Here is a 19,494-nt window from a genome sequence, read left to right as displayed (position 1 = left end):
GTTAAGCGGGAGAACCGAGAAGATCAAGGAGCCTGCGCATCTGGCGCCGCGATTTCAACTGCAGAACTGGCACGTCAGGGCCGTGCTTCGCCAGACCTGCGACGATGTGCGGCGTAAACTTCTGCTCAAACGTCCAGATGAACTGAAGGAAATCCCAATCGACCTTTTCGATGCAGCCCGGCGCCATCTCCGGGCGGGTGCGGCCGAAATGTTTCAGCCAGCGGGTGACGACGCCCCATATGCAGACAAGCCGCGGCATGCGCACCCAGATCACGATGTCGCTTCTCGGCACCCGGATATCGAATGTGGACGGACCGGTGCCATCCATGACCCAGCGATCGGCGGCGATCCTCTCGACAATGCGCTGGCGCTGCTCCGCCCGGTCACGCTCTGCCCAACCCGGCAACCACCGGATATCGCGATCGATCGAGATGTAGGTCAACTGGAACTGACGGGCGAGCTTCTGCGAAAGCGTCGACTTGCCGCCGCCGGAGCACCCGACAACGAGGATACGCCTGGCACTGCGAATATGGTCGGCGGCAACGGCATCGTCGACATAGCTGACGATTGCCGGTTTTGACGGCAGGTCCATGGAAACTCCCGCGGAACTCGGGAACAAGGAAACCCAATGCGAAACTCCGGCGCGGGGCCGGAGTTTCGGTATTTTTTGAGCGGCCGAGCCGTCAGCCTGCCACGGCCGCCAGCTTCTTTTCGCGGGCTGCACGCAGCCGCGCAAAGTCGTCGCCGGCGTGGTGCGACGAGCGCGTCAGCGGGCTCGACGACACCATCAGGAAGCCCTTGGTGTAGGCGACAGTCTCGTAGGACTTGAACTCCTCGGGCGTGACGAACGCTTCGACCTTGTGGTGCTTGCGCGTCGGCTGCAGGTATTGGCCGATCGTCAGGAAGTCGACATCGGCGGTCCTCAGGTCGTCCATCAACTGCAGCACTTCGTTGCGCTCTTCGCCGAGGCCGACCATGATGCCGGACTTGGTGAACATGGTCGGGTCCAGTTCCTTCACGCGCTGCAGCAGGCGGACCGAGTGGAAGTAGCGCGCACCCGGGCGGACCGTCAGATAGTTGCCGGGAACCGTTTCCATATTGTGGTTGAAGACGTCAGGCTTGGCGGCAACGACGCGTTCCAGCGCACCCGGCTTCTTCAGGAAGTCCGGCGTCAGGATTTCGATCGTGGTCGTCGGCGAGGCCTCGCGGATCGCCCAGATGACCTTCTCGAAATGTTCGGCGCCGCCATCTTCCAGATCGTCACGGTCGACCGAAGTGATGACGACGTGGCTGAGGCCCATCTGCTTGACGGCCTTGGCGATGTTGGCCGGCTCTTCCATGTCGAGCGCATTCGGCTTCCCGGTCGCGACATTGCAGAAGGCGCAGGCGCGGGTACAGATCTCGCCCATGATCATGAAGGTGGCGTGCTTCTTGTCCCAGCATTCGCCGATGTTCGGGCAACCGGCTTCCTCGCACACGGTCACGAGCTTGTGCGAACGCACCAACTCGCGCGTCTCCTGGTAGCCCTTGGACATCGGCGCCTTGACGCGGATCCACTCCGGCTTGCGCATCACTTCCGTGTCGGGCTTGTGGGCCTTTTCCGGGTGGCGGACGCGTTGCGCCCGGTCAGAGACGGCATCGAACACCGTTACCATACTGTCTTCCTCGTCGCGGCGGGTCCGGCATCAGGCCGGATGACCCATTTTCGCTCTATATAGACGGCCCGACCGGGAATGTCAGGCCGTCTATTTTCGAAGCCCGACGGAAGCACAGAAGGCCCGGCAGACTATCGTTTCACGACCCGACCAGCGGCGATCAACAGGCATGCGCCGATGAAGCCGATGATCAGGTAAGCGACCCATCCGGCATACGCCATGTTGAATGCCGCCAGGATGAAATTCAGCACCACCGCGCCGATGATGCCGAGCACTATGTTCATGATCAGCCCCATGCTGCTGCCCATGAACTTCTCCGCGAGCCACCCAGCCAAACCGCCAACGATGATCGCAGCCAAAATACCGACGCCGTTCACGCTCATTTTGGTCTCCGTGCATTGAAAATGCGCCCATTATCAATGCCAAAGCTACACCAAAAACGCCGGCGCCGAAACCATCAGGCGTTGAGCGCGCGGCCGTAGGCGTCGAGCACGCTTTCCTTCATCGTCTCGGAGATCGTCGGATGCGGGAAGATCGTGTGCATCAGATCTTCTTCGGTCGTCTCGAGGTTCATCGCGACGACGAAGCCCTGGATCAGTTCGGTGACTTCCGCACCGACCATGTGGGCGCCCAAGAGTTCGCCGGTCTTCTTGTCGAAGATCGTCTTGACCAGACCCTGGTCTTCGCCCAGCGCAATCGCCTTGCCGTTGGCAACGAAGGGGAAACGGCCGACGCGGATGTCGCGTCCGAGTTCCTTGGCCTTGGCTTCCGTAAGGCCGACGGAGGCGACCTGCGGGTGGCAATAGGTGCAGCCCGGGATCTTCAGCTTGTCCATCGGATGAACGTTCGGCAGGCCAGCGATCTTTTCGACGCAGATGACGGCCTCATGCTCGGCCTTGTGGGCGAGCATCGGCGGTCCGGCGACGTCGCCGATCGCGTAGACGCCGGGAACGTTGGTCTTGCCGTAGCCGTCGATGACGATGCAGCCGCGGTCGGTTTTGACCCCGAGCGTTTCGAGGCCGAGGTTCTCGATGTTGCCCTGAACGCCGACGGCCGAGATCATGCGGTCAGCGGTGATCTTCTCGACCTTGCCGTCCTTCATCTCGACATGGGCGGTGATCGAGTTGGCAGCCTTCTCGACCTTCGTCACCTTGGCCTGGAGATGGATCTTCATGCCTTGCTTTTCGAACTGCTTCTTGGCGATGTTCGAAATCTCGGCATCTTCGACCGGCATCACGTTCGGCATCACTTCGACGACCGTCACGTCCACACCCATGGTGCGGTAGAAGGAGGCGAATTCGATGCCGATCGCGCCCGAGCCCATGACCAGCAGCGACTTCGGCATTTCCTCAGGCTTCATCGCCTCGAAGTAGGTCCAGATCAGCTTGCCATCGGGCTCGATGCCCGGCAGCGCGCGTGGGCGGGCGCCGGTCGCGATGATGATATGCTTGGCGGTGTAGGTGCCCTCGCCCTTAGTGTTCTTCGGCAGCGGCGCCTGCGGCTGGACAACCGGCTTCGTCGACTTGCCGACGACGATCTCGCCGGGCTTCGTGAGCTTGGCTTCACCCCAGATCACATCGACCTTGTTCTTCTTCATCAGGAAGCCGACGCCGCCATTCATGCGCTCGGCAATGCCGCGCGAGCGTGCAACGATCGCCTTCAGGTCCGGCGTCACGGTGCCTTCGATCTTGATGCCATAGCTGGCCGGGTGCTGGGCGTAGTGCAGAACTTCGGCGGAGCGCAGCAGCGCCTTGGTCGGGATGCAGCCCCAGTTGGAGCAGATGCCGGCCAGGTGCTCGCGCTCGACGACCGCGGTCTTGAGACCCAACTGTGCCGCACGAATGGCGGCGATATAGCCCCCCGGACCCGAACCGATGACGATGACGTCGTAATTCTCAGCCATGTGTTTCCTGCCTTTGTCTCAAGCGACCTTGCGGGTGAAGAGCACCCAGTCGTGTTTCTTGCTTTCCTCAAAGAGCGGAACCGCCTCGGCGCGCGCTGCCTCGCCGAAACCGTTTGCCCTGTATAGTGCCTGAGCCCTGCCGTTGTGGCTCTCGGTGATCAGGCTCACCGGCGCCGATCCGGCGCGTTCGAATTCCTTGGCCAGAAGCGCCTTGCCGATCCCCCGGCCGCGCTGATGGCGATAGACGCCCAGGCTCTCTATGAACCAGTGGCCGACGATCTGCCGCTGCAGCGCCAGCAGGGGCTCGAGAACCGGGTGCCCGGCAACAATCTCAGCCGCTTCCGGCCCGACCCCGTAGCCGAGCGACACTCCGGCAACCTCGTCATCGACCTCGGCAACCAGCGCATCACGCCAGTTCCCCGGACCCGGCTCCTCGCGCAGCTTGTTGCGCCCGCGCTCAAAAGCCGTATCCGTCACCCCATGCTGGACGGCGCCGTACCAGAGCCAGGAGGCAAAGCCATGCGCGGCGATATCGACGAGGATGGCGAGTTCCGCCGCCTCACGTCTTTCGGCCGGACGTATGGTGACGCCCCCGACCATTCTCAGACCCCGAGCATCATCCGCACGACCGGTTCCAGACCCCGGCCAATCGCACGCGTGTTTTCCGCATCGAGATGCACGCCATCGAGCGGCGTCGTCACCGCCACTGATCCGGCATCGAAGAAGCCGCAATCGAGTTCGTCGGCGAGATCGCGATAAAGGGGCGCCAGCATCGAAGACTGCTCGATGCCGCCTGCGAACATTGCGGCAAAGCCGGCGTCGGCCGTTTCGCAAAGCACCGGCGGCGACACGATCAGGATCTCCGGGCCGTCCTCACTCTCAACCGGCCAATCGTGACGGCGCACCAGATTGACCAGCCGTTCGACGCCCTTCACGGCGCCGAAGGCGGTTCCGTGGATCACCGGCTTCATGTCATTTGCGCCGAGAAGAAGAATGATGAGATCGAGCGGCGCGTGGCTGTGCAGCAGCGTCGGCAGCACCTTCGCACCATTGCGGTCGCAATCGGCGAGGTGATCGTCGTAGGCGGTCGTGCGGCCGTTCAGCCCCTCGGCGATGACCTGGACGTCCGGCCCCAGCGCCTTCTGCAAGACACTCGGCCAGCGATCGGCAAGCGCATGTCGACCGCCATCGGTGGCATCGTAGCCCCAGGTCAGACTGTCGCCATAGCAGAGAACTGTTTTCATCGTCCGGGCCCGCCTTCGACTGCGCGAAAAGGAACGGACCGGCCCGAAGGCCGGTCCCCATCCAACTCAGACCAGCATGCCCATCGGGTTTTCGATGTAGCGCTTGAAGGCACCGAGCAGTTCGGCACCGAGCGCGCCATCGACGCAGCGATGGTCGGTCGAAAGCGTGACGGTCATGACGTTGGCGATGACCATCTGCTTGTTCTTGACGACGACGCGCTCCTCGCCGGCACCGACCGCGAGGATCGTGGCATGCGGCGGGTTGACGACGGCGGCGAAGTTCTTGACGCCCATCATGCCCATGTTGGAGACGGCAGTCGTGCCGCCCTGGTATTCTTCGGGCTTCAGCTTGCGGTCCTTGGCACGCTGGCCGAGGTCCTTCATCTCGTTGGAGATGGCCGACAGGCTCTTCAGTTCCGCCTGGCGGATGATCGGGGTGATCAGGCCGCCCGGGATCGACACGGCAACGCCGACATCGGCGTGCTTGTGCTTGACCATATTACTCTCGGTCCACGAGACGTTCGCGTTCGGAACATCGCGCAGTGCCAGCGCCAGGGCCTTGATGACCATGTCGTTGACGGAGAGCTTGTAGACCGGCTTGCCACCCTGCTCGGGAGCCGCTGCGTTGAGCTGCGCACGCAGTGCCAGCAGCGCGTCGAGTTCGCAGTCCACCGACACGTAGAAGTGCGGGATCGTCTGCTTGGATTCGACGAGACGCTTGGCGATCGTCTTGCGCATGCCGTCATGCGGCACGAGTTCGTAGGAGCCCGGCTCGAACAGCTTGAGAACGGCGTCTTCCGACATGCCCTTGGCAAGCGGTGCGGCTGCAGGAGCAGCAGCACCGGCGGCCGGTGCGGCGGCGGGCTTGGCAGCACCACCGGAGACGGCGGCTTCGACGTCCTTCTTGACGACGCGGCCATGAGGACCGGTGCCGGCAACTGCCGACAGGTCAATGCCCGCGTCCTTTGCCAGACGGCGTGCGAGCGGCGAGGAGAAGACGCGTGCGCCGCCCTCGGCCTTGGCCGGCTGGGCTGCAGCCGGTGCAGCGGCAGGAGCCGCAGCCGGAGCGCTCGGCGCTGCCGGTGCAGGCGCTTCGGCCTTGGCGGCGGGTGCCGGTGCTGCCGCGCCGTTGCCGCCCTTGGCGGCGGCGGCGACATCCTCGCCATCGGCGGCGAGAACGGCGATCAGCGCATTGACCTTGACGCCATCGGTGCCGGCGGGAACGACGATCTTGGCAACGGTGCCTTCGTCGACGGCTTCGACTTCCATCGTCGCCTTGTCGGTCTCGATCTCGGCAATCACGTCACCGGACTTGACCTTGTCGCCTTCCTTGACGAGCCACTTGGCCAGATTGCCTTCTTCCATCGTCGGGGAGAGGGCAGGCATTGTGATGTTGATAGGCATCGAAGGGCCCTCCCCTTATTTGTAGCAAACGGCTTTCACCGCATCGACAACCTCTGCGACGTTCGGAAGCGCGAGCTTCTCGAGGTTCGCGGCGTAAGGCATCGGCACATCCTTGCCGGCGATCGTCAGGATCGGGGCGTCAAGGTAGTCGAAGGCCTGCTGCATGACGCGGGTTGCGATCTCGGTGCCGACGGAAGACTGCGGGTAACCTTCTTCGACGGTGACGAGGCGGCCGGTCTTCTTGACGGATTCGATGACCGTCGGCAGGTCCATCGGACGGATGGTGCGCAGGTCGATCAGTTCGACATCGATGCCCTGGGCTTCGAGTTCGGCAACCGCCTTGACGGCGTAGGTCATGCCGATACCGAAGGAAACGATCGTTGCGTCCTTGCCGACCTTGTGGATACGGGCCTTGCCGATCGGCAGCACGAAATCGTCAAGCTTCGGCACTTCGAAGGAGTGACCGTAAAGGATTTCGTTTTCGAGGAAGATGACCGGGTTCGGGTCGCGGATCGCAGCCTTGAGCAGGCCCTTGGCGTCGGCAGCCGTGTAGGGCATGACGACCTTGAGGCCCGGGATATGGCTGTACCAGGCGGCGTAGCACTGCGAGTGCTGCGCGGCCACGCGGGCAGCCGCACCGCTCGGGCCACGGAAGACGATCGGCGCGCCCATCTGGCCGCCGGACATATAGAGTGTCTTGGCAGCGGAGTTGATGATCTGGTCGATCGCCTGCATGGCGAAGTTGAAGGTCATGAACTCGACGATCGGACGAAGGCCGGTCATGGCAGCGCCGACGCCGACGCCGGCAAAGCCGTGCTCAGTGATCGGGGTATCGATGACACGGCGGGCGCCGAATTCCTGCAGCAGGCCCTGGGTAATCTTGTAGGCGCCCTGATATTCGGCGACTTCTTCACCCATGACGAAGACGTCGTCGCTTGCGCGCATTTCTTCGGCCATGGCGTCGCGAAGTGCTTCGCGAACGGTCATCGTCACCATTTCGGTGCCGGCAGGGATCGCCGGATCAGCAGCGACTTCGACCTTCGGCTGGGCTGCAACCGGAGCCGGCGCGGAAGCGGCCGGCGCTTCGGCAGCGGCTGCCTTCGGCGCTTCGGCCTTCGGAGCGGCGATGTCGCCAGCGCCTTCGCCGTCTTGCAGCAGCACGGCGATCGGGGTGTTGACCTTGACGCCTTCGGTGCCGGCGGCAATCAAGAGCTTGCCGATCGTGCCTTCATCGACGGCTTCGACTTCCATCGTTGCCTTATCGGTCTCGATTTCAGCAATGACGTCGCCGGAGGACACCTTGTCCCCCTCGTTCTTCAGCCATTTCGAGAGCGTGCCTTCCTCCATGGTCGGGGAAAGGGCGGGCATAAGAATTTCTACTGGCATGTTTGTCCCTCCCCGGATCAAAGCAGGATGTCGGTGTAGAGCTCGGATGCATCCGGCTCCGGATCGGCCTGGGCAAAATCGGCGCTGTCAGCAACGATGTCACGGACTTCCTTGTCGATCTGCTTCAGCTCATCCTCGTTCGCCCAACCCTTTTCGGTCAGACGCGCCTTCACCTGCTCGATCGGGTCATGCTCCGAGCGCATCTTCTGCACTTCGTCCTTCGAGCGGTACTTCGCCGGGTCGGACATCGAGTGACCGCGGTAGCGATAGGTCTGCATCTCAAGGATGATCGGACCCTTGCCCGAGCGGCAATGCTCAACAGCCTCGTCGCCGGCGGCCTTGACCGCGCGCACGTCCATGCCGTCGACCTGGAAGCCCGGAATGTTGAAGGAGACGCCGCGCTGCGAGAAGTCGGTCTGTGCCGAAGCCCGCGAAACGGAAGTCCCCATGGCGTAGCGGTTGTTCTCGATCACGTAGATCACCGGCAGCTTCCAGAGCTGCGCCATGTTGAAGCTTTCGTAGACCTGGCCCTGGTTGGCAGCGCCGTCACCGAAATAGGCAACGGACACATTGTCGTTTCCGCGATAGCGGTTGGCAAAGGCAAGACCGGTGCCGAGCGACACCTGGGCGCCGACGATGCCGTGGCCGCCATAGAAGTGCTTTTCCTTGGAGAACATGTGCATCGAGCCGCCCTTCCCCTTGGAAAGGCCGCTGCGACGACCGGTGAGTTCGGCCATGACGCCGCGGGCGCTCATGCCGCAGGCCAGCATGTGGCCATGATCACGGTAGGCGGTGATGACCTGGTCGCCTTCCTTCAGCGCCATCTGCATGCCGACGACAACGGCTTCCTGGCCGATGTAGAGGTGACAGAAGCCGCCGATGAAGCCCATGCCATAGAGCTGGCCGGCCTTTTCCTCGAAACGCCGGATCAGCAGCATCTCGCGGTAGGCACTCAGATCTTCCTGTTTGGAGAAGTCGGCGAACGTGCCGCCGTTGAAGTCTTTCTTCGCCGGCTTTGCGGCACTCTTGCGGCTGGAAACGGACGCGGATTTTCGCGGAGCCATTCGTTCCTCCCAATGGTTAGCCTTTTGCGGTTACCATAGGGAAAGAAAGCAGACACAGCAATGCCATATTTGCATGGCTCGCATTCCGCACAAATAATTGATTTTACTTCACAAATTCCAATTAACTGAATTCAGGTTAATTTGCGGCACGGTGGAAAATAACGATCTCGTCACTTCGCGACATGTTCAGCGCGAGGCGAGCCTTTTCATCCAGCATGTCCCGTTCCAGCGACCCATCACTCATCAGCTGAACCTCCTTTTCGAGGATCATTCGCTGCTTCGTGAGCTTATCCAGCCGCGCCTGCCGCTCGACGATCTGACGATCGAATTGCTCGGTCGCCTTCAGGCCATAGCCGCCGTGAATGGAATGATAGCCGAAGTAGGAGAGAAAGGCGACCGCGATCAGCGGCATCACCAGCCGACCCAGTTTCCGTTTCTTATGATGCCGTGTCCACATGCATTCCCGCCCTGATACGCAGTACGGCAATCAGATTAGCGTCGATTGATTAACCGACCGTTGACCATGAACGGCAGGAAAATAGAAACCCGCCCACACGGGGCCGTGTGGGCGGGCTCAGTTTTCAGACAAAAATCAGGCGGCGATCAGCCACGCAGGATCGAGCGGCCGGCGTACTTGGCCTGCACGCCGAGCTGCTCTTCGATGCGGATCAGCTGATTGTACTTGGCGAGCCGGTCCGAACGGGCAAGCGAGCCGGTCTTGATCTGGCCGCAGTTGGTGGCAACCGCGAGATCGGCGATCGTCGCGTCCTCGGTTTCGCCCGAGCGGTGCGACATGACGGCGGTGTAGCGCGCCTTGTGGGCGGTCTCGACGGCGTCGAGCGTTTCCGACAGCGAGCCGATCTGGTTGACCTTGACGAGGATCGAGTTGGCAACGCCCATCTTGATGCCGTCCCGCAGGCGGGCCGAGTTGGTGACGAACAGGTCGTCGCCGACGAGCTGGCACTTGTTGCCGATGAGGTCGGTCACAGCCTTCCAGCCGTCCCAGTCGTCTTCGGCCATGCCGTCTTCGATCGAGAAGATCGGGTACTTGGCGGCGAGTTCCGCCAGGTATTCAGCCATGGCACCCGGCTCCAGCGTGCGGCCTTCGCCTTCGAGCACGTACTTGCCGTCCTTGAAGAATTCGGTTGCGGCGCAATCGAGCGCGATGAACATGTCTTCGCCCGGCTTGTAGCCAGCCTTCTCGATCGACTTCATGATGAAGTCGAGCGCTGCCGGAGCAGAGGCGAGACCCGGCGCGAAGCCGCCTTCGTCGCCGACATTGGTGTTGTGGCCGTCGGCTGCAAGCTGCTTCTTCAGCGTGTGGAACACTTCCGAGCCCATGCGAACCGCATCACGCATCGTGTCGGCGCCAACCGGAACGATCATGAACTCCTGGAAGTCGATCGGGTTGTCGGCGTGCGCGCCACCGTTGATGATGTTCATCATCGGAACCGGGAGCACGTGGGCGTTCGGACCACCGACGTAACGGTAGAGCGGCAGGCCGGCAGCTTCGGCGGCAGCCTTGGAAACGGCAAGCGAAACGCCGAGAATGGCGTTGGCGCCGAGGCGCGACTTGTTCGCCGTGCCGTCGAGCTCGATCATGGTCTTGTCGATCTGGATCTGGTTCTCGGCATCGAGACCGCCGATCGCTTCGAAGATCTCGCCGTTGACGGCTTCGACGGCACGTTCAACGCCCTTGCCGAGGTAACGCGTACCACCATCGCGCAGCTCAACAGCCTCATGGGCACCGGTCGAGGCGCCCGACGGGACTGCCGCGCGGCCGAAGCTTCCGTCTTCCAGGTACACGTCGACCTCGACGGTCGGGTTGCCGCGGCTGTCCAGAATTTCTCGGCCGATGATGTCGATGATTGCAGTCATGATCTCTTCCCTGTTGAGGACGGTGGGTGGTCGGGGCCTGTCATACGCCAAGGCCTCGAAATTACAATGGCGCGCAATATGCAAAAACAACCGCGCCATTGCGGTTCATGAAAATTTCACGAAGCGTCGCGCGGGTCTCAGCCCTTGGCGATCGCGTCGAAAGCCAGCAGCTTTTCGAGCAGCCTCGGCATGTCCTTCAGATGCACCATGTTCGGGCCATCGGAGGGCGCATTGTCCGGGTCTTCATGGGTTTCAACAAAGACACCGGCAACACCGACGGCAACGGCAGCGCGCGCCAGGGTCTCGACGAATTCTCGTTGACCGCCCGAAGAGCCGCCCTGCCCGCCCGGCTGCTGAACCGAATGGGTCGCATCAAAGACGACCGGCGCGCCGAGCGAAGCCATGATCGGCAGCGAGCGCATGTCGGAGACCAGCGTGTTGTAGCCGAAGGAAGCGCCACGCTCGCAGAGCATGACATTGGGGTTGCCGCTTTCGGTGAACTTCGCCAACACGTTCTTCATGTCCCAGGGCGCCAGGAACTGGCCCTTCTTGACGTTGATCGCCCGCCCGGTCTTGGCGGCGGCGACCAGAAGATCGGTCTGGCGCGACAGGAAGGCCGGGATCTGCAGGATATCGACCGTCGGGGCGACAAGCGCGCACTGCTCTTCGGTGTGCACGTCGGTCAGAACCGGAAAGCCGAATTCCTTTTTCAGGTCGGCGAAGATTTCCATCGCCTTGTCGAGACCGATGCCACGCTTGCCCGAAAGCGAGGTGCGGTTGGCCTTGTCGAAGGAGGACTTGTAGACGAGGCCGAGGCCGAGCTTGTTGCAGAGTTCGGAGAGCGCACCCGCCATCATGAAGGCGTGTTCACGGCTCTCCATCTGGCAGGGGCCTGCGATCAGCGACAACTTCTCGGTCTGTGCGAAGGCGACCTGACGGGCGCCCTCACCGACAACGACTCTGGCATTGGTTTTCATCATCAAGCTCCAAACGCGAAGATCACCCCTTGCCCCGGCATTTCGGGGACAATGAGGCGCCCGCCCATTTCTGCAAATTCGATATCGTTCTCGGCAAAGAGCGCCCGCGTTGCCTCGAGATCGGCAACACGGAAGACGACCGCCCGCCCGCGAAGGCCCCGTTCGGCACCGCGCACCGAGCGACCGAAGAAGGCTTCCATGCCGGCGGCGTTCAGCACCGAGATCTTGGCGTTGGTGGTCGCGACATCCATGCCGAAGGAATGCGCCGAAACCTCGCGCTCATCGACCGCTTCCTGCAGCAGATACTGGAAATCAGTCGGATTGGCTTCCGACAGCACCACTTCGCTTATGCCGATCACGCCGTTGTCGTGTCGCTCCAGCGCCGCCCGATCGGTGGGGAGTGCGCGAACGCGCTGACAGCTGAAAAGAAAGAGATCCGGCGCGCGCAGGTCGGCCGCAAAGGCAAGACGGAACGAGCCCAGTCCTTCGCGGCCATCGGGCAGCTTCATCGGCCGGGAAAACTCCAGCATGTCACCGCCGGAGATGCCCCGCGCCCGAAAGCGGATATGGTCGCTCGCCGCATCCTCGGTGCCGAAGACCAGCGCCGAGAGGCCTTCCGGTCCCTGGCGGAAACGAAACGCCTGATCACGCGCCACAAAGGCGTTGCCGTCGAGTGCCGCCGCTTCGCACTCCTCGCGGGACGCTATGGCTAGCGGTTCGAGATAGGTGCCGTCGGCAAAGAAGACGCAGGCATTTTCGGTGCCGAAGGGATGGCGGGCATCGTCGGCGACGGTGAAGCCGAGATTGGAAAGCCGACGCCGCGCCTGGGTAAGCGTATCCACCGGCAGCACGAGGTGATCGAGCGGGCGGGTGGTGCGCTTGGAGAGGCTCATGGCGTGTTCCCTGATGGTTCGCCGCTGTTTGCAACTTTTGGCCGGCGAATGCAAGCCGGGTCACCGCCAGGGGCCGGATCGGCCATCCGGGTTCGGGCCGTTGCCGCAAAGTGAGCCGTCCGCGGCCGGCTGCGCCCGCCGCGGATTATGCCTGTCAGCGGGAGACGAACCGCCGGAAGGTCAGTAGTAGCCCGGCGCCGTCGTGGCGTTCGCCGTGTTCCCCGCACCGAGACCGGGGGCGAACGTCTGGGGCTGCGTGTAGGATGTATTGGTCGAGGACGTCGAGGCACAACCCGAAAGCCCCAGCACGGCAACCGCCAAAGGCACGAATAACAAAGCGATGAAGCGCATATGGATTGACCCCTTTCCAGTTTCGCTGACGACAGGAAAGTACGAAACCGATGCGTTGGCGAGTACGTAACAGTAACGCGAGGTAAAAAGGCGGTGCGGAAGCCGGGATCGGCAACCGCAGCGCCTTCCGGCCGCTGCGACTGCCCTCGTTGCGTGCGAGCTTGCGGGCCCGAACAGAGCGCCGGGCCTGCCGCATCAGGGATGAAGATCGCTCTTGATGGCAAAGGTGGCGATGAAGGTCGGCACGAACCTGTCGATCAGGAAACGAGCCGACGGCTGCCAATCCTCGTGAAAGCCGGCCAACAGGAAACCGACCTTCAGCTGCCCCTCGATCTGCGCAGAAAGGCTGTGTCCGAAGACCAGGGCCTCGCCCCGATCGACCTTAGCCTGCACGACATCGGGCGCGAGATGCTCCACCTCGGCAAAGGGGAGCCGGTAAGCCGGGCGGATAAGGCCCTTTTCCGCATGGGCCGGATCGCGGTCGCCGACGAAAACGATCGGATTGTAGAAGCTCGAAAGCAGCCGACCGCCGGTCTTCAGCACCCGGTGGCACTCCCGCCAGACCGGCTGGAGGTCGGGAACATAGAGGTTCGAGATCGGATGAAAGACGATGTCGAAGGTTTCGTCCGCAAAGGTCGCGAGGTCCCGCATGTCGCCCTGCACGGTCAAAAGCGACAGCCCTTCGCGTTCGGCGACGCGCCGATCCTGTTCGAGCTGTCCCTCGGAGAGGTCGAAGACCGTAACGTCCGCACCGGCGGCGGCCAGGGTCGGCGCCTGCTGCCCGCCGGCGGACGCCAGGCAGAGGATCTTCTTGCCCTTGACGTCGGGCAACCAGCCCTCAGGCAGATCGCCGGGCGTCAGCCGCGCCTGCCACTGCCCTTTGCGGGCGTCGGCGATCATCTCGCGTGTGACCGGGCGGGACCATTCGCAGTCCTGGCTTGCCTGCCTGTCCCACGCCTGGCGATTGTGATCGATGATATCGAGATTGGAGGAGGAAATGTCTTGCATGTTCGGTCCCTGGAACTTGTCCTGATGTGACCGCTCACGAAGGCGAATGGAGATCGCAGGCAGAAATGCCCTAGCGTTCGTCCGTCGATGCGGATCGCAGCAATGCCATCGTCCATCTTCTTCGCAAGCGAAGTTGAGGCGATTCGGTTTTCACCGGGCATTACTGGCGCATTGGACGACGCTCCCCTTACTGGAAGCCGCAAGCTAGCGGCTAAGTTGCGGATGGTCAACGCGAACGGAGGCCAACGGCTGCGACGTGCCGCCGCAATGGTTTCTCCGTCATGGTGTCGGCGAACGAATATCCGGCATGGTCTGCGCGTTATCATGTTGCGCATGATTTCAACCGCTTGAGAAGCCGTCACAATTGCGTAAAATTCGTCATTGCAGCCTGGAGTTATGCCGGGCAGCAGGCTGAGGGGCAGCATTTGATTATTGAGTCGCAAGACAAGAAACGCATCCGGGCACGGCCGAGTCACGCCAAGGGGCGCTTCGGCACACTGACTCGGCTCCCAACCGGGCACAAAACCACATGATGCGCGAGATGATGGCCAAGCTGGCTTCCATCGCCATCATGATGTTTGCGCGGGCGCTGACGGCGGCGCGCGCCATCTGGCATGAGACCGGCCTGCCGCCGAAGCAGAGCATCTATTTCGCCAACCACTCCAGCCACGGCGATTTCGTGCTGATCTGGGCGGTCTTGCCGCCCTGGCTCAGGGAACGCGCGCGGCCGGTCGCAGGTGCCGAATACTGGCTGAAATCGAAGCTTTCGACCTTCATCGGCCGCGACGTCTTCGACGCGGTGCTGATCGAGCGCGACCCGGATGCGCGCACGCAGGACCCGGTCGAGCAGATGACGGCCGTGCTCAACGACGGATCGTCGCTCATTCTCTTTCCCGAGGGAACGCGCAACCAGACCGAAGCGCGACTGCTGCCGTTCAAGAGCGGGCTCTATCACCTCGCCTGCAAGCGCCCGGACGTGGCGCTGGTTCCCGTCTGGATCAACAATCTCAACCGCGTCATGCCCAAGGGGGAGTTCGTGCCGATCCCGCTCATCTGCACCGTCAATTTCGGCGAACCGATGCGCCTCAAGGCGCAGGAGACGAAGGAAGAGTTCATCGCTCGCGCCGAGACCGCCCTGCTTTCGCTCGCGCCTTCATCGACGGATGACGGCGCATGAGCGCGGCCAGCCTGGACATGCTCAAGCTGCTCTTCGGCGTCGGCGGCGTTCTCGTGCTGGCGTCAAGCGTCGGCTACATGCTCAAGCAGAAGCTGTCGCCTGACGGGTCGAACGGCTCGATCGAGAACCTCAACGCCCGCATCAAGGCGTGGTGGGCAATGGTAGTGCTGATCGCCATCGCCTTCGTTGCCGGACGGGTCGGCGTGCTCCTGCTCTTTGCCTTCTGCTCGTTTGCGGCGCTGCGCGAGTTCATCACGCTCATCAACACGCGGCGCGGCGACCACTGGGCGATCGCGGGCGCCTTCTTCGTCGTCCTGCCGATCAACTACTTCCTGCTGTGGGCCGAGCAATACGGCATCTATTCGATCTTCGTGCCGGTCTACGCCTTCTTGCTGATGCCGATCGTCGCGGTTCTTCGCGGCGACACGCGCGACTTCCTGGTCCGGATCTCCGAGGTGCAATGGGCGCTGATGATCTGCGTCTTCTGCGCCTCGCATGTGCCGGCGCTGCTAACGCTGCAGATCCCGGGCTATGAGGGACGCAACGTGCTTCTCATCGCCTTCCTCGTCATCGTCGTTCAGTCGAGCGACGTGCTGCAATATGTCTGGGGCAAGCTCTTCGGCAAAACCAAGATCGCGCCAACCCTTTCGCCGTCGAAAACGGTCGAGGGTTTCGTCGGCGGCGTTGCGAGCGCAACGCTGATCGGCGCCTCGCTCTGGTGGATTACCCCGTTCACCCCGGCACAAGCCGCGTTGATGTCGCTCATCATAACCCTGATGGGATTCTTCGGCGGGCTCGTCATGTCGGCGATCAAGCGGGACCGCGGCGTCAAGGACTGGGGCCATCTGATCGAAGGCCATGGCGGGCTGATCGACCGGCTCGATTCCGTTGTCTTCTCCGCGCCGATCTTCTTCCACCTGACGCGCTACTGGTGGTCGCTGACATGAGCGCGAAACTGAAGGGGCTGGCATCAAGCGGCTTCGTACATGTGGCCTTCGCCTTTTTCGCCATGGGCGGCTGGGCGCTTTTCGCCAACGGCCATCACCCCATGCCCAAGCCGCTTGTTGCCGGCCTCGTCCAGGGAACGCTTTCGGCGCTGCTTACCCTCTACCTCAAAACGGCGATCGATGCGCTTTCCAGGCGGTTCCGCGGCGCAAGGCGCCTGGTTCTGCCACCGCTCTTCGCGTGCCTTGGCTCATCTGCAATTCTGGTCGCGATCCATGCCGCCAGCGGCACGCCCGAGATCCTGAAAACGATTGCGCTGCCGCTCACGGTTTCGACCACCTACGCCGCCATCTACAACTATTCCATCAGCCGAGGCGAACATGACCGAGACCGGTGACCGCAGGCCGCTCGCAAGCCGCAACACCCGCTGGGCGCAGGCCACCGCGCGCCGCCTGGCATCGATGAACCTCACGCCAAACCGGATCTCGCAGGCAAGCATGCTGGCGGCCGCCCTTGCCGGCCTTTCCTTCTGGCTCACGGGCGAAAGCGAGGACGGCGTAAGGGCGAGCCTGTTCATCGCCGCCGCGCTCTTCTGCCAGTTGCGCCTGCTCTGCAACCTTTTCGATGGCATGGTCGCCGTCGAGGGTGGCAAGGGCGAGGCCGATGGTCCCTTCTGGAACGAGTTTCCCGATCGCATCGCCGACATCTTCATCTTCGTCGGCGCCGGATTTGCCATCGGCGTGCCGGCTCTCGGTTTTGCCGCGGCCACCTTCGGCGTGCTGACCGCCTACGTGCGCGAGCTCGGCCGTGCCAATGGCGCGCCGGGCGACTTCTCCGGCCCGATGGCCAAACAACACCGCATGGCGACGATGACGCTGGCCGCCGTGGTGTCCGCCTTCGAAGGCCTCTGGCTCGGCGATGGCGAACTGCTGTGGATCGCGCTCCTTGCGATCTCGACTGGGGCTGTGCTTACGGCCCTTCTGCGCGCCCGTCGCCAGATTGCCTGGCTTCGGCAAAACGCTCCCTACAAAGGCTAAACACCCGCTTCACGCACCATGAACGAGGCCGCCGCAACATCGCGCGGCCCTCTTGACGTATGTCCATGCCAATTATTAGATTGATTAGTCTATTTATTAAATGCCACGCGTGTCGACGATGAACGAATGCTCGCGCGCACCAAGATCGGCGGCGATCAGGTCATGGTCGCTGCCTCATGAAAGCAAACTTTTTCAATCGGTTACGGCGCAAATTTATAGCGCCTCCCGTAACGGAGAACACGAATGAGTACCCCAGACCGCATCGACGACGTCGATGCATTGCGTGGCTTTGCGTTGCTCGGCATCCTCCTTGTCAACATCATGGCCTTCGCCTCCGCCTTCTACGGGCTGGAAATTTCCGACCCCGCCTTCGGCGGCATCCTCGATCGCAGCGTGCATTTCGTGATCGCCCTGTTCTTCGAAATGAAATTCTACCTGCTCTTCTCGTTCCTGTTCGGCTACAGCTTCACCCTGCAGATGCGTTCGGCGGAAAAATCCGGCGAGGCCTTCGTTCCCAGGCTCCTGCGCCGACAGATGGGCCTCTGGCTGATCGGGCTTGCCCATGCGGTCCTGCTTTTCCATGGCGATATTCTCACCACCTACGCGGTGCTTGGCATCGTCCTCCTGATGCTCAGAAACCGCAGCGATGGGGCCCTCTTCCGCCTGGCGAAATGGCTGGTCCTTATCCTTGCAGTGGTCTGGGGCACACTCGGCATCCTCATCACGCTGGATCCGGTACCGCTCGATCGGTCTGCCATTCTTTCCGCCGCGGAGGCGGCCGAGCTTGCCTTCCAAGGCGACTGGCAAGCCGTCATCGGTCAGCACCTTACGGAGCTCAACTCGGTCTGGATCATCCTCGTCCTGCTGCAAGCGCCGTGCGCGCTGGCGATGTTCCTGCTCGGCCTGATCGCCGGGCGTCGCAAGACCTTGGCGCGGCCGGAGGAGAACACGGCGTTGTTCCAGCGCCTCGTTCGTACCGGTCTCTGGATCGGCCTGCCTGGCGCCGTCATCTATGCCTATGTCAGCGTCGAGATGCCCGAATCGCCAATCGCGGTCATCGCGCTTTCGATCGGGCTCGCCACCGGCCCGCTTCTCACCGGCGCCTATGTCGGCGCCATGATGCTGCTCTTCGGATCCGAAACCGGCCACAGCCTGCGCAACCTGCTGGCGCCTGCCGGCCGCATGGCGTTGTCCAACTATCTGCTGCAGTCGCTGATCGCGGCCCTGATCTTCCATGGTTACGGCCTTGGTCTCATCGGCCAGGTCGCGCCTTTGGCAAGCGTGCTGATCGCGCTTGCGATCTTTGCCGCCCAGCTCTTCGTCAGCCACTGGTGGATGGCCCGTTTCGCCTATGGCCCGCTCGAATGGATCCTGCGCTTCATCACCATCGGCCGCGTGCCGCAGTGGCGCCGCCCGGCGGAGGCGCGCTGACGGACACCAGCCAATTCCCGCAACCAATGCTGCCCGGCGCCTTCGGCGCTGGGCATTTTCGCTTCCTGGCTTGAGACGCAGTTCGGCACTATTTCGCTTTGACTCTAATTAGATATTCGTCTAAATATAGAGACAACAAGCGAGCGGAGACGATGCGGATCAACAGGGTTTTCGAAGCGCTTTCTCATCCCGTGCGGCGGCAGATCCTGGCACTGTTGAAGGCCGGGCCGATGAGCGCCGGCGAACTCGCCGAGCATTTCGACCTGACCAAGCCGACGCTTTCCGCGCATTTCAACAAGCTGCGCGAGGCAGAACTCGTCGCGGTCGAGCGGCGCGGCACGAGCCTCATCTACCACCTCAACATGTCCATTCTCGAAGAGGCGCTCGGCGATCTCCTCAGCACAAGGGATCAAGCACCATGACCTTGCTTTTGCGTTCCCCGATCGCGCTGGTCGCTGGCGGCATACTTTTTTCCGCGACGCTCGTCGGCTATCTCGCAATCCCCGCCGAGGCGCTGCTTCCCATCCATTGGGGTGTTGACGGCACGGCCGATGCCTTCTGGCCGCGCGACCGGGCGCTGGCGCTGGCGCCTGTGGCGGTCGCCGTGCTTGCCGCATTCTCGTTCGCCGTCGGTCGGTTCGCACCACAGGCCGAGCTTCAGGCGGGCCGGCATATCGCCGAAGTCACCCTCCCCGCGATCCTCGCGCTCTTTGCCGCCATTCAAACTGTGATCGTGCTGATCGGGCTTGGCGTCGACCTCTCGATGACGCGCGTGATCGCCTTCGGCCTCGGACTTCTGTCGATCGTCGTCGGCAACGTCCTGCCGAAATCGCAGCCGAACGGCCTTGCCGGCATTCGGCTGCCGTGGACGCTCGCCGATAACGCCAACTGGCGGGCAACGCACCGGCTTGCGGGCCTGCTGATGGTCTGCGCCGGTATCACCCTGGCACTGCTGGCCGTCGTCATGAGCACCGGTCCAACGCTTGCCGCAGCGACGATCGCCGCGCTGCTGCTGCCGGTCGCAATTGCAACGCTCTATAGCTACCACATCGCCCGTCGCAGTTAGAGGCTCCGGGCGTCGCAGCTCGGCCGCAGCGCAACGGCAGAAATGAAAAAGGCCGGTCTTGCGACCGGCCTTTTG

General features: G+C 62.6%; 21 protein-coding genes. 7 read left to right on the top strand and 14 right to left on the bottom strand.

The features are described 5' to 3' along the window. Position 1: 1 nt before the first annotated feature. From AC3WVQ_RS06060 to AC3WVQ_RS05995, 14 genes are all read right to left on the bottom strand, one after another. The gene (locus AC3WVQ_RS06060) at positions 2–592 is read right to left on the bottom strand and encodes a P-loop NTPase family protein (RefSeq protein ID WP_089044599.1); all 591 of its coding nucleotides are present in this window, start codon (positions 590–592) and stop codon (positions 2–4) included. Between the two features lie 91 nt (positions 593–683). Further along, entirely contained in the window at positions 684–1,655 is a 972-nt protein-coding gene (gene lipA / locus AC3WVQ_RS06055) for a lipoyl synthase (RefSeq protein ID WP_034795803.1), read from the bottom strand. A 131-nt stretch (positions 1,656–1,786) separates the two neighbouring features. Further along, positions 1,787–2,038 carry a GlsB/YeaQ/YmgE family stress response membrane protein gene (locus tag AC3WVQ_RS06050; RefSeq protein WP_090295713.1) on the bottom strand — a complete coding sequence of 84 codons (252 nt, stop codon included), beginning with the start codon at positions 2,036–2,038 and terminating at the stop codon, positions 1,787–1,789. Between the two features lie 74 nt (positions 2,039–2,112). After that, positions 2,113–3,558 carry a dihydrolipoyl dehydrogenase gene (lpdA, locus tag AC3WVQ_RS06045; protein ID WP_110818975.1) on the bottom strand — a complete coding sequence of 482 codons (1,446 nt, stop codon included), beginning with the start codon at positions 3,556–3,558 and terminating at the stop codon, positions 2,113–2,115. Between the two features lie 18 nt (positions 3,559–3,576). Continuing rightward, a complete protein-coding gene (locus AC3WVQ_RS06040; RefSeq protein ID WP_089044598.1) occupies positions 3,577–4,158 on the bottom strand; it encodes a GNAT family N-acetyltransferase in 582 nt (193 codons plus the stop codon). A gap of 2 nt (positions 4,159–4,160) precedes the next feature. Beyond that, positions 4,161–4,802 (bottom strand): SGNH/GDSL hydrolase family protein, encoded by a 642-nt coding sequence (locus AC3WVQ_RS06035; protein WP_034795815.1) that lies wholly within the window; start codon positions 4,800–4,802, stop codon positions 4,161–4,163. A 66-nt stretch (positions 4,803–4,868) separates the two neighbouring features. Next, on the bottom strand, positions 4,869–6,206 hold the full coding sequence (locus AC3WVQ_RS06030; RefSeq protein ID WP_089044597.1) for a pyruvate dehydrogenase complex dihydrolipoamide acetyltransferase: 1,338 nt from the start codon (positions 6,204–6,206) through the stop codon (positions 4,869–4,871). A 15-nt stretch (positions 6,207–6,221) separates the two neighbouring features. Then, complete coding sequence (locus AC3WVQ_RS06025; RefSeq protein WP_060516909.1) at positions 6,222–7,592, bottom strand: pyruvate dehydrogenase complex E1 component subunit beta; 1,371 nt, start codon at positions 7,590–7,592, stop codon at positions 6,222–6,224. A gap of 17 nt (positions 7,593–7,609) precedes the next feature. Then, positions 7,610–8,656: a pyruvate dehydrogenase (acetyl-transferring) E1 component subunit alpha gene (pdhA, locus tag AC3WVQ_RS06020; protein ID WP_034795824.1), complete on the bottom strand. Its 1,047-nt coding sequence runs from the start codon at positions 8,654–8,656 to the stop codon at positions 7,610–7,612. Between the two features lie 136 nt (positions 8,657–8,792). Next, positions 8,793–9,113 carry an FtsB family cell division protein gene (locus AC3WVQ_RS06015; protein ID WP_034795840.1) on the bottom strand — a complete coding sequence of 107 codons (321 nt, stop codon included), beginning with the start codon at positions 9,111–9,113 and terminating at the stop codon, positions 8,793–8,795. Positions 9,114–9,259: 146 nt separating this feature from the next. Beyond that, positions 9,260–10,534 (bottom strand): phosphopyruvate hydratase, encoded by a 1,275-nt coding sequence (eno, locus tag AC3WVQ_RS06010; RefSeq protein ID WP_060516907.1) that lies wholly within the window; start codon positions 10,532–10,534, stop codon positions 9,260–9,262. 137 nt (positions 10,535–10,671) lie between these two features. Further along, complete coding sequence (kdsA, locus tag AC3WVQ_RS06005) at positions 10,672–11,514, bottom strand: 3-deoxy-8-phosphooctulonate synthase (RefSeq protein WP_162731872.1); 843 nt, start codon at positions 11,512–11,514, stop codon at positions 10,672–10,674. Then, positions 11,514–12,404, bottom strand: coding sequence for a VOC family protein (locus AC3WVQ_RS06000; protein ID WP_034795850.1), 891 nt, complete (start codon positions 12,402–12,404; stop codon positions 11,514–11,516). Before AC3WVQ_RS06000 ends, kdsA begins: the two co-directional genes overlap by 1 nt. Before the next feature lie 546 nt (positions 12,405–12,950). Continuing rightward, complete coding sequence (locus tag AC3WVQ_RS05995; RefSeq protein WP_090295724.1) at positions 12,951–13,763, bottom strand: class I SAM-dependent methyltransferase; 813 nt, start codon at positions 13,761–13,763, stop codon at positions 12,951–12,953. A 532-nt stretch (positions 13,764–14,295) separates the two neighbouring features. On the opposite strand from AC3WVQ_RS05995, the gene AC3WVQ_RS05990 reads away from it, so the two are divergent. From AC3WVQ_RS05990 to AC3WVQ_RS05960, 7 genes are all read left to right on the top strand, one after another. After that, complete coding sequence (locus AC3WVQ_RS05990) at positions 14,296–14,940, top strand: lysophospholipid acyltransferase family protein (protein ID WP_060582507.1); 645 nt, start codon at positions 14,296–14,298, stop codon at positions 14,938–14,940. Continuing rightward, positions 14,937–15,887, top strand: a complete 951-nt coding sequence (locus tag AC3WVQ_RS05985) for a phosphatidate cytidylyltransferase (protein ID WP_034795857.1) — start codon at positions 14,937–14,939, stop codon at positions 15,885–15,887. The genes AC3WVQ_RS05990 and AC3WVQ_RS05985 overlap by 4 nt, the downstream gene beginning before the upstream one ends. Then, positions 15,884–16,282, top strand: a complete 399-nt coding sequence (locus tag AC3WVQ_RS05980; protein WP_090295726.1) for a hypothetical protein — start codon at positions 15,884–15,886, stop codon at positions 16,280–16,282. Before AC3WVQ_RS05985 ends, AC3WVQ_RS05980 begins: the two co-directional genes overlap by 4 nt. Further along, a complete protein-coding gene (locus tag AC3WVQ_RS05975) occupies positions 16,266–16,922 on the top strand; it encodes a CDP-alcohol phosphatidyltransferase family protein (protein WP_090295728.1) in 657 nt (218 codons plus the stop codon). Before AC3WVQ_RS05980 ends, AC3WVQ_RS05975 begins: the two co-directional genes overlap by 17 nt. 243 nt (positions 16,923–17,165) lie before the next feature. Continuing rightward, positions 17,166–18,353, top strand: a complete 1,188-nt coding sequence (locus AC3WVQ_RS05970; protein ID WP_110818978.1) for a DUF418 domain-containing protein — start codon at positions 17,166–17,168, stop codon at positions 18,351–18,353. Between the two features lie 152 nt (positions 18,354–18,505). Then, on the top strand, positions 18,506–18,775 hold the full coding sequence (locus AC3WVQ_RS05965) for an autorepressor SdpR family transcription factor (protein ID WP_210187440.1): 270 nt from the start codon (positions 18,506–18,508) through the stop codon (positions 18,773–18,775). Further along, positions 18,772–19,419 carry an SdpI family protein gene (locus tag AC3WVQ_RS05960; RefSeq protein WP_090295734.1) on the top strand — a complete coding sequence of 216 codons (648 nt, stop codon included), beginning with the start codon at positions 18,772–18,774 and terminating at the stop codon, positions 19,417–19,419. The genes AC3WVQ_RS05965 and AC3WVQ_RS05960 overlap by 4 nt, the downstream gene beginning before the upstream one ends. Positions 19,420–19,494 lie beyond the last annotated feature (75 nt).

The sequence above is a fragment of the Ensifer sp. EB106-05-01-XG146 genome, assembly GCF_058791875.1.
This window is presented reverse-complemented; position numbering and strand designations above follow the sequence as displayed.

Bases quoted from the DNA above. Each gene is read 5' to 3' on its own strand.
- eno (WP_060516907.1), bottom strand. From the start codon at position 10,534: ATGACTGCAATCATCGACATCATCGGCCGAGAAATTCTGGACAGCCGC.
- AC3WVQ_RS05960 (WP_090295734.1), top strand. From the start codon at position 18,772: ATGACCTTGCTTTTGCGTTCCCCGATCGCGCTGGTCGCTGGCGGCATA.
- AC3WVQ_RS06050 (WP_090295713.1), bottom strand. From the start codon at position 2,038: ATGAGCGTGAACGGCGTCGGTATTTTGGCTGCGATCATCGTTGGCGGT.
- lipA (WP_034795803.1), bottom strand. From the start codon at position 1,655: ATGGTAACGGTGTTCGATGCCGTCTCTGACCGGGCGCAACGCGTCCGC.
- AC3WVQ_RS06030 (WP_089044597.1), bottom strand. From the start codon at position 6,206: ATGCCTATCAACATCACAATGCCTGCCCTCTCCCCGACGATGGAAGAA.
- AC3WVQ_RS05975 (WP_090295728.1), top strand. From the start codon at position 16,266: ATGACCGAGACCGGTGACCGCAGGCCGCTCGCAAGCCGCAACACCCGC.
- pdhA (WP_034795824.1), bottom strand. From the start codon at position 8,656: ATGGCTCCGCGAAAATCCGCGTCCGTTTCCAGCCGCAAGAGTGCCGCA.
- AC3WVQ_RS06040 (WP_089044598.1), bottom strand. From the start codon at position 4,158: ATGGTCGGGGGCGTCACCATACGTCCGGCCGAAAGACGTGAGGCGGCG.
- AC3WVQ_RS06000 (WP_034795850.1), bottom strand. From the start codon at position 12,404: ATGAGCCTCTCCAAGCGCACCACCCGCCCGCTCGATCACCTCGTGCTG.
- AC3WVQ_RS05970 (WP_110818978.1), top strand. From the start codon at position 17,166: ATGAGTACCCCAGACCGCATCGACGACGTCGATGCATTGCGTGGCTTT.
- AC3WVQ_RS05965 (WP_210187440.1), top strand. From the start codon at position 18,506: ATGCGGATCAACAGGGTTTTCGAAGCGCTTTCTCATCCCGTGCGGCGG.
- AC3WVQ_RS06060 (WP_089044599.1), bottom strand. From the start codon at position 592: ATGGACCTGCCGTCAAAACCGGCAATCGTCAGCTATGTCGACGATGCC.
- AC3WVQ_RS06035 (WP_034795815.1), bottom strand. From the start codon at position 4,802: ATGAAAACAGTTCTCTGCTATGGCGACAGTCTGACCTGGGGCTACGAT.
- kdsA (WP_162731872.1), bottom strand. From the start codon at position 11,514: ATGATGAAAACCAATGCCAGAGTCGTTGTCGGTGAGGGCGCCCGTCAG.
- lpdA (WP_110818975.1), bottom strand. From the start codon at position 3,558: ATGGCTGAGAATTACGACGTCATCGTCATCGGTTCGGGTCCGGGGGGC.
- AC3WVQ_RS06015 (WP_034795840.1), bottom strand. From the start codon at position 9,113: ATGTGGACACGGCATCATAAGAAACGGAAACTGGGTCGGCTGGTGATG.
- AC3WVQ_RS06025 (WP_060516909.1), bottom strand. From the start codon at position 7,592: ATGCCAGTAGAAATTCTTATGCCCGCCCTTTCCCCGACCATGGAGGAA.
- AC3WVQ_RS05985 (WP_034795857.1), top strand. From the start codon at position 14,937: ATGAGCGCGGCCAGCCTGGACATGCTCAAGCTGCTCTTCGGCGTCGGC.
- AC3WVQ_RS05990 (WP_060582507.1), top strand. From the start codon at position 14,296: ATGCGCGAGATGATGGCCAAGCTGGCTTCCATCGCCATCATGATGTTT.
- AC3WVQ_RS05995 (WP_090295724.1), bottom strand. From the start codon at position 13,763: ATGCAAGACATTTCCTCCTCCAATCTCGATATCATCGATCACAATCGC.
- AC3WVQ_RS05980 (WP_090295726.1), top strand. From the start codon at position 15,884: ATGAGCGCGAAACTGAAGGGGCTGGCATCAAGCGGCTTCGTACATGTG.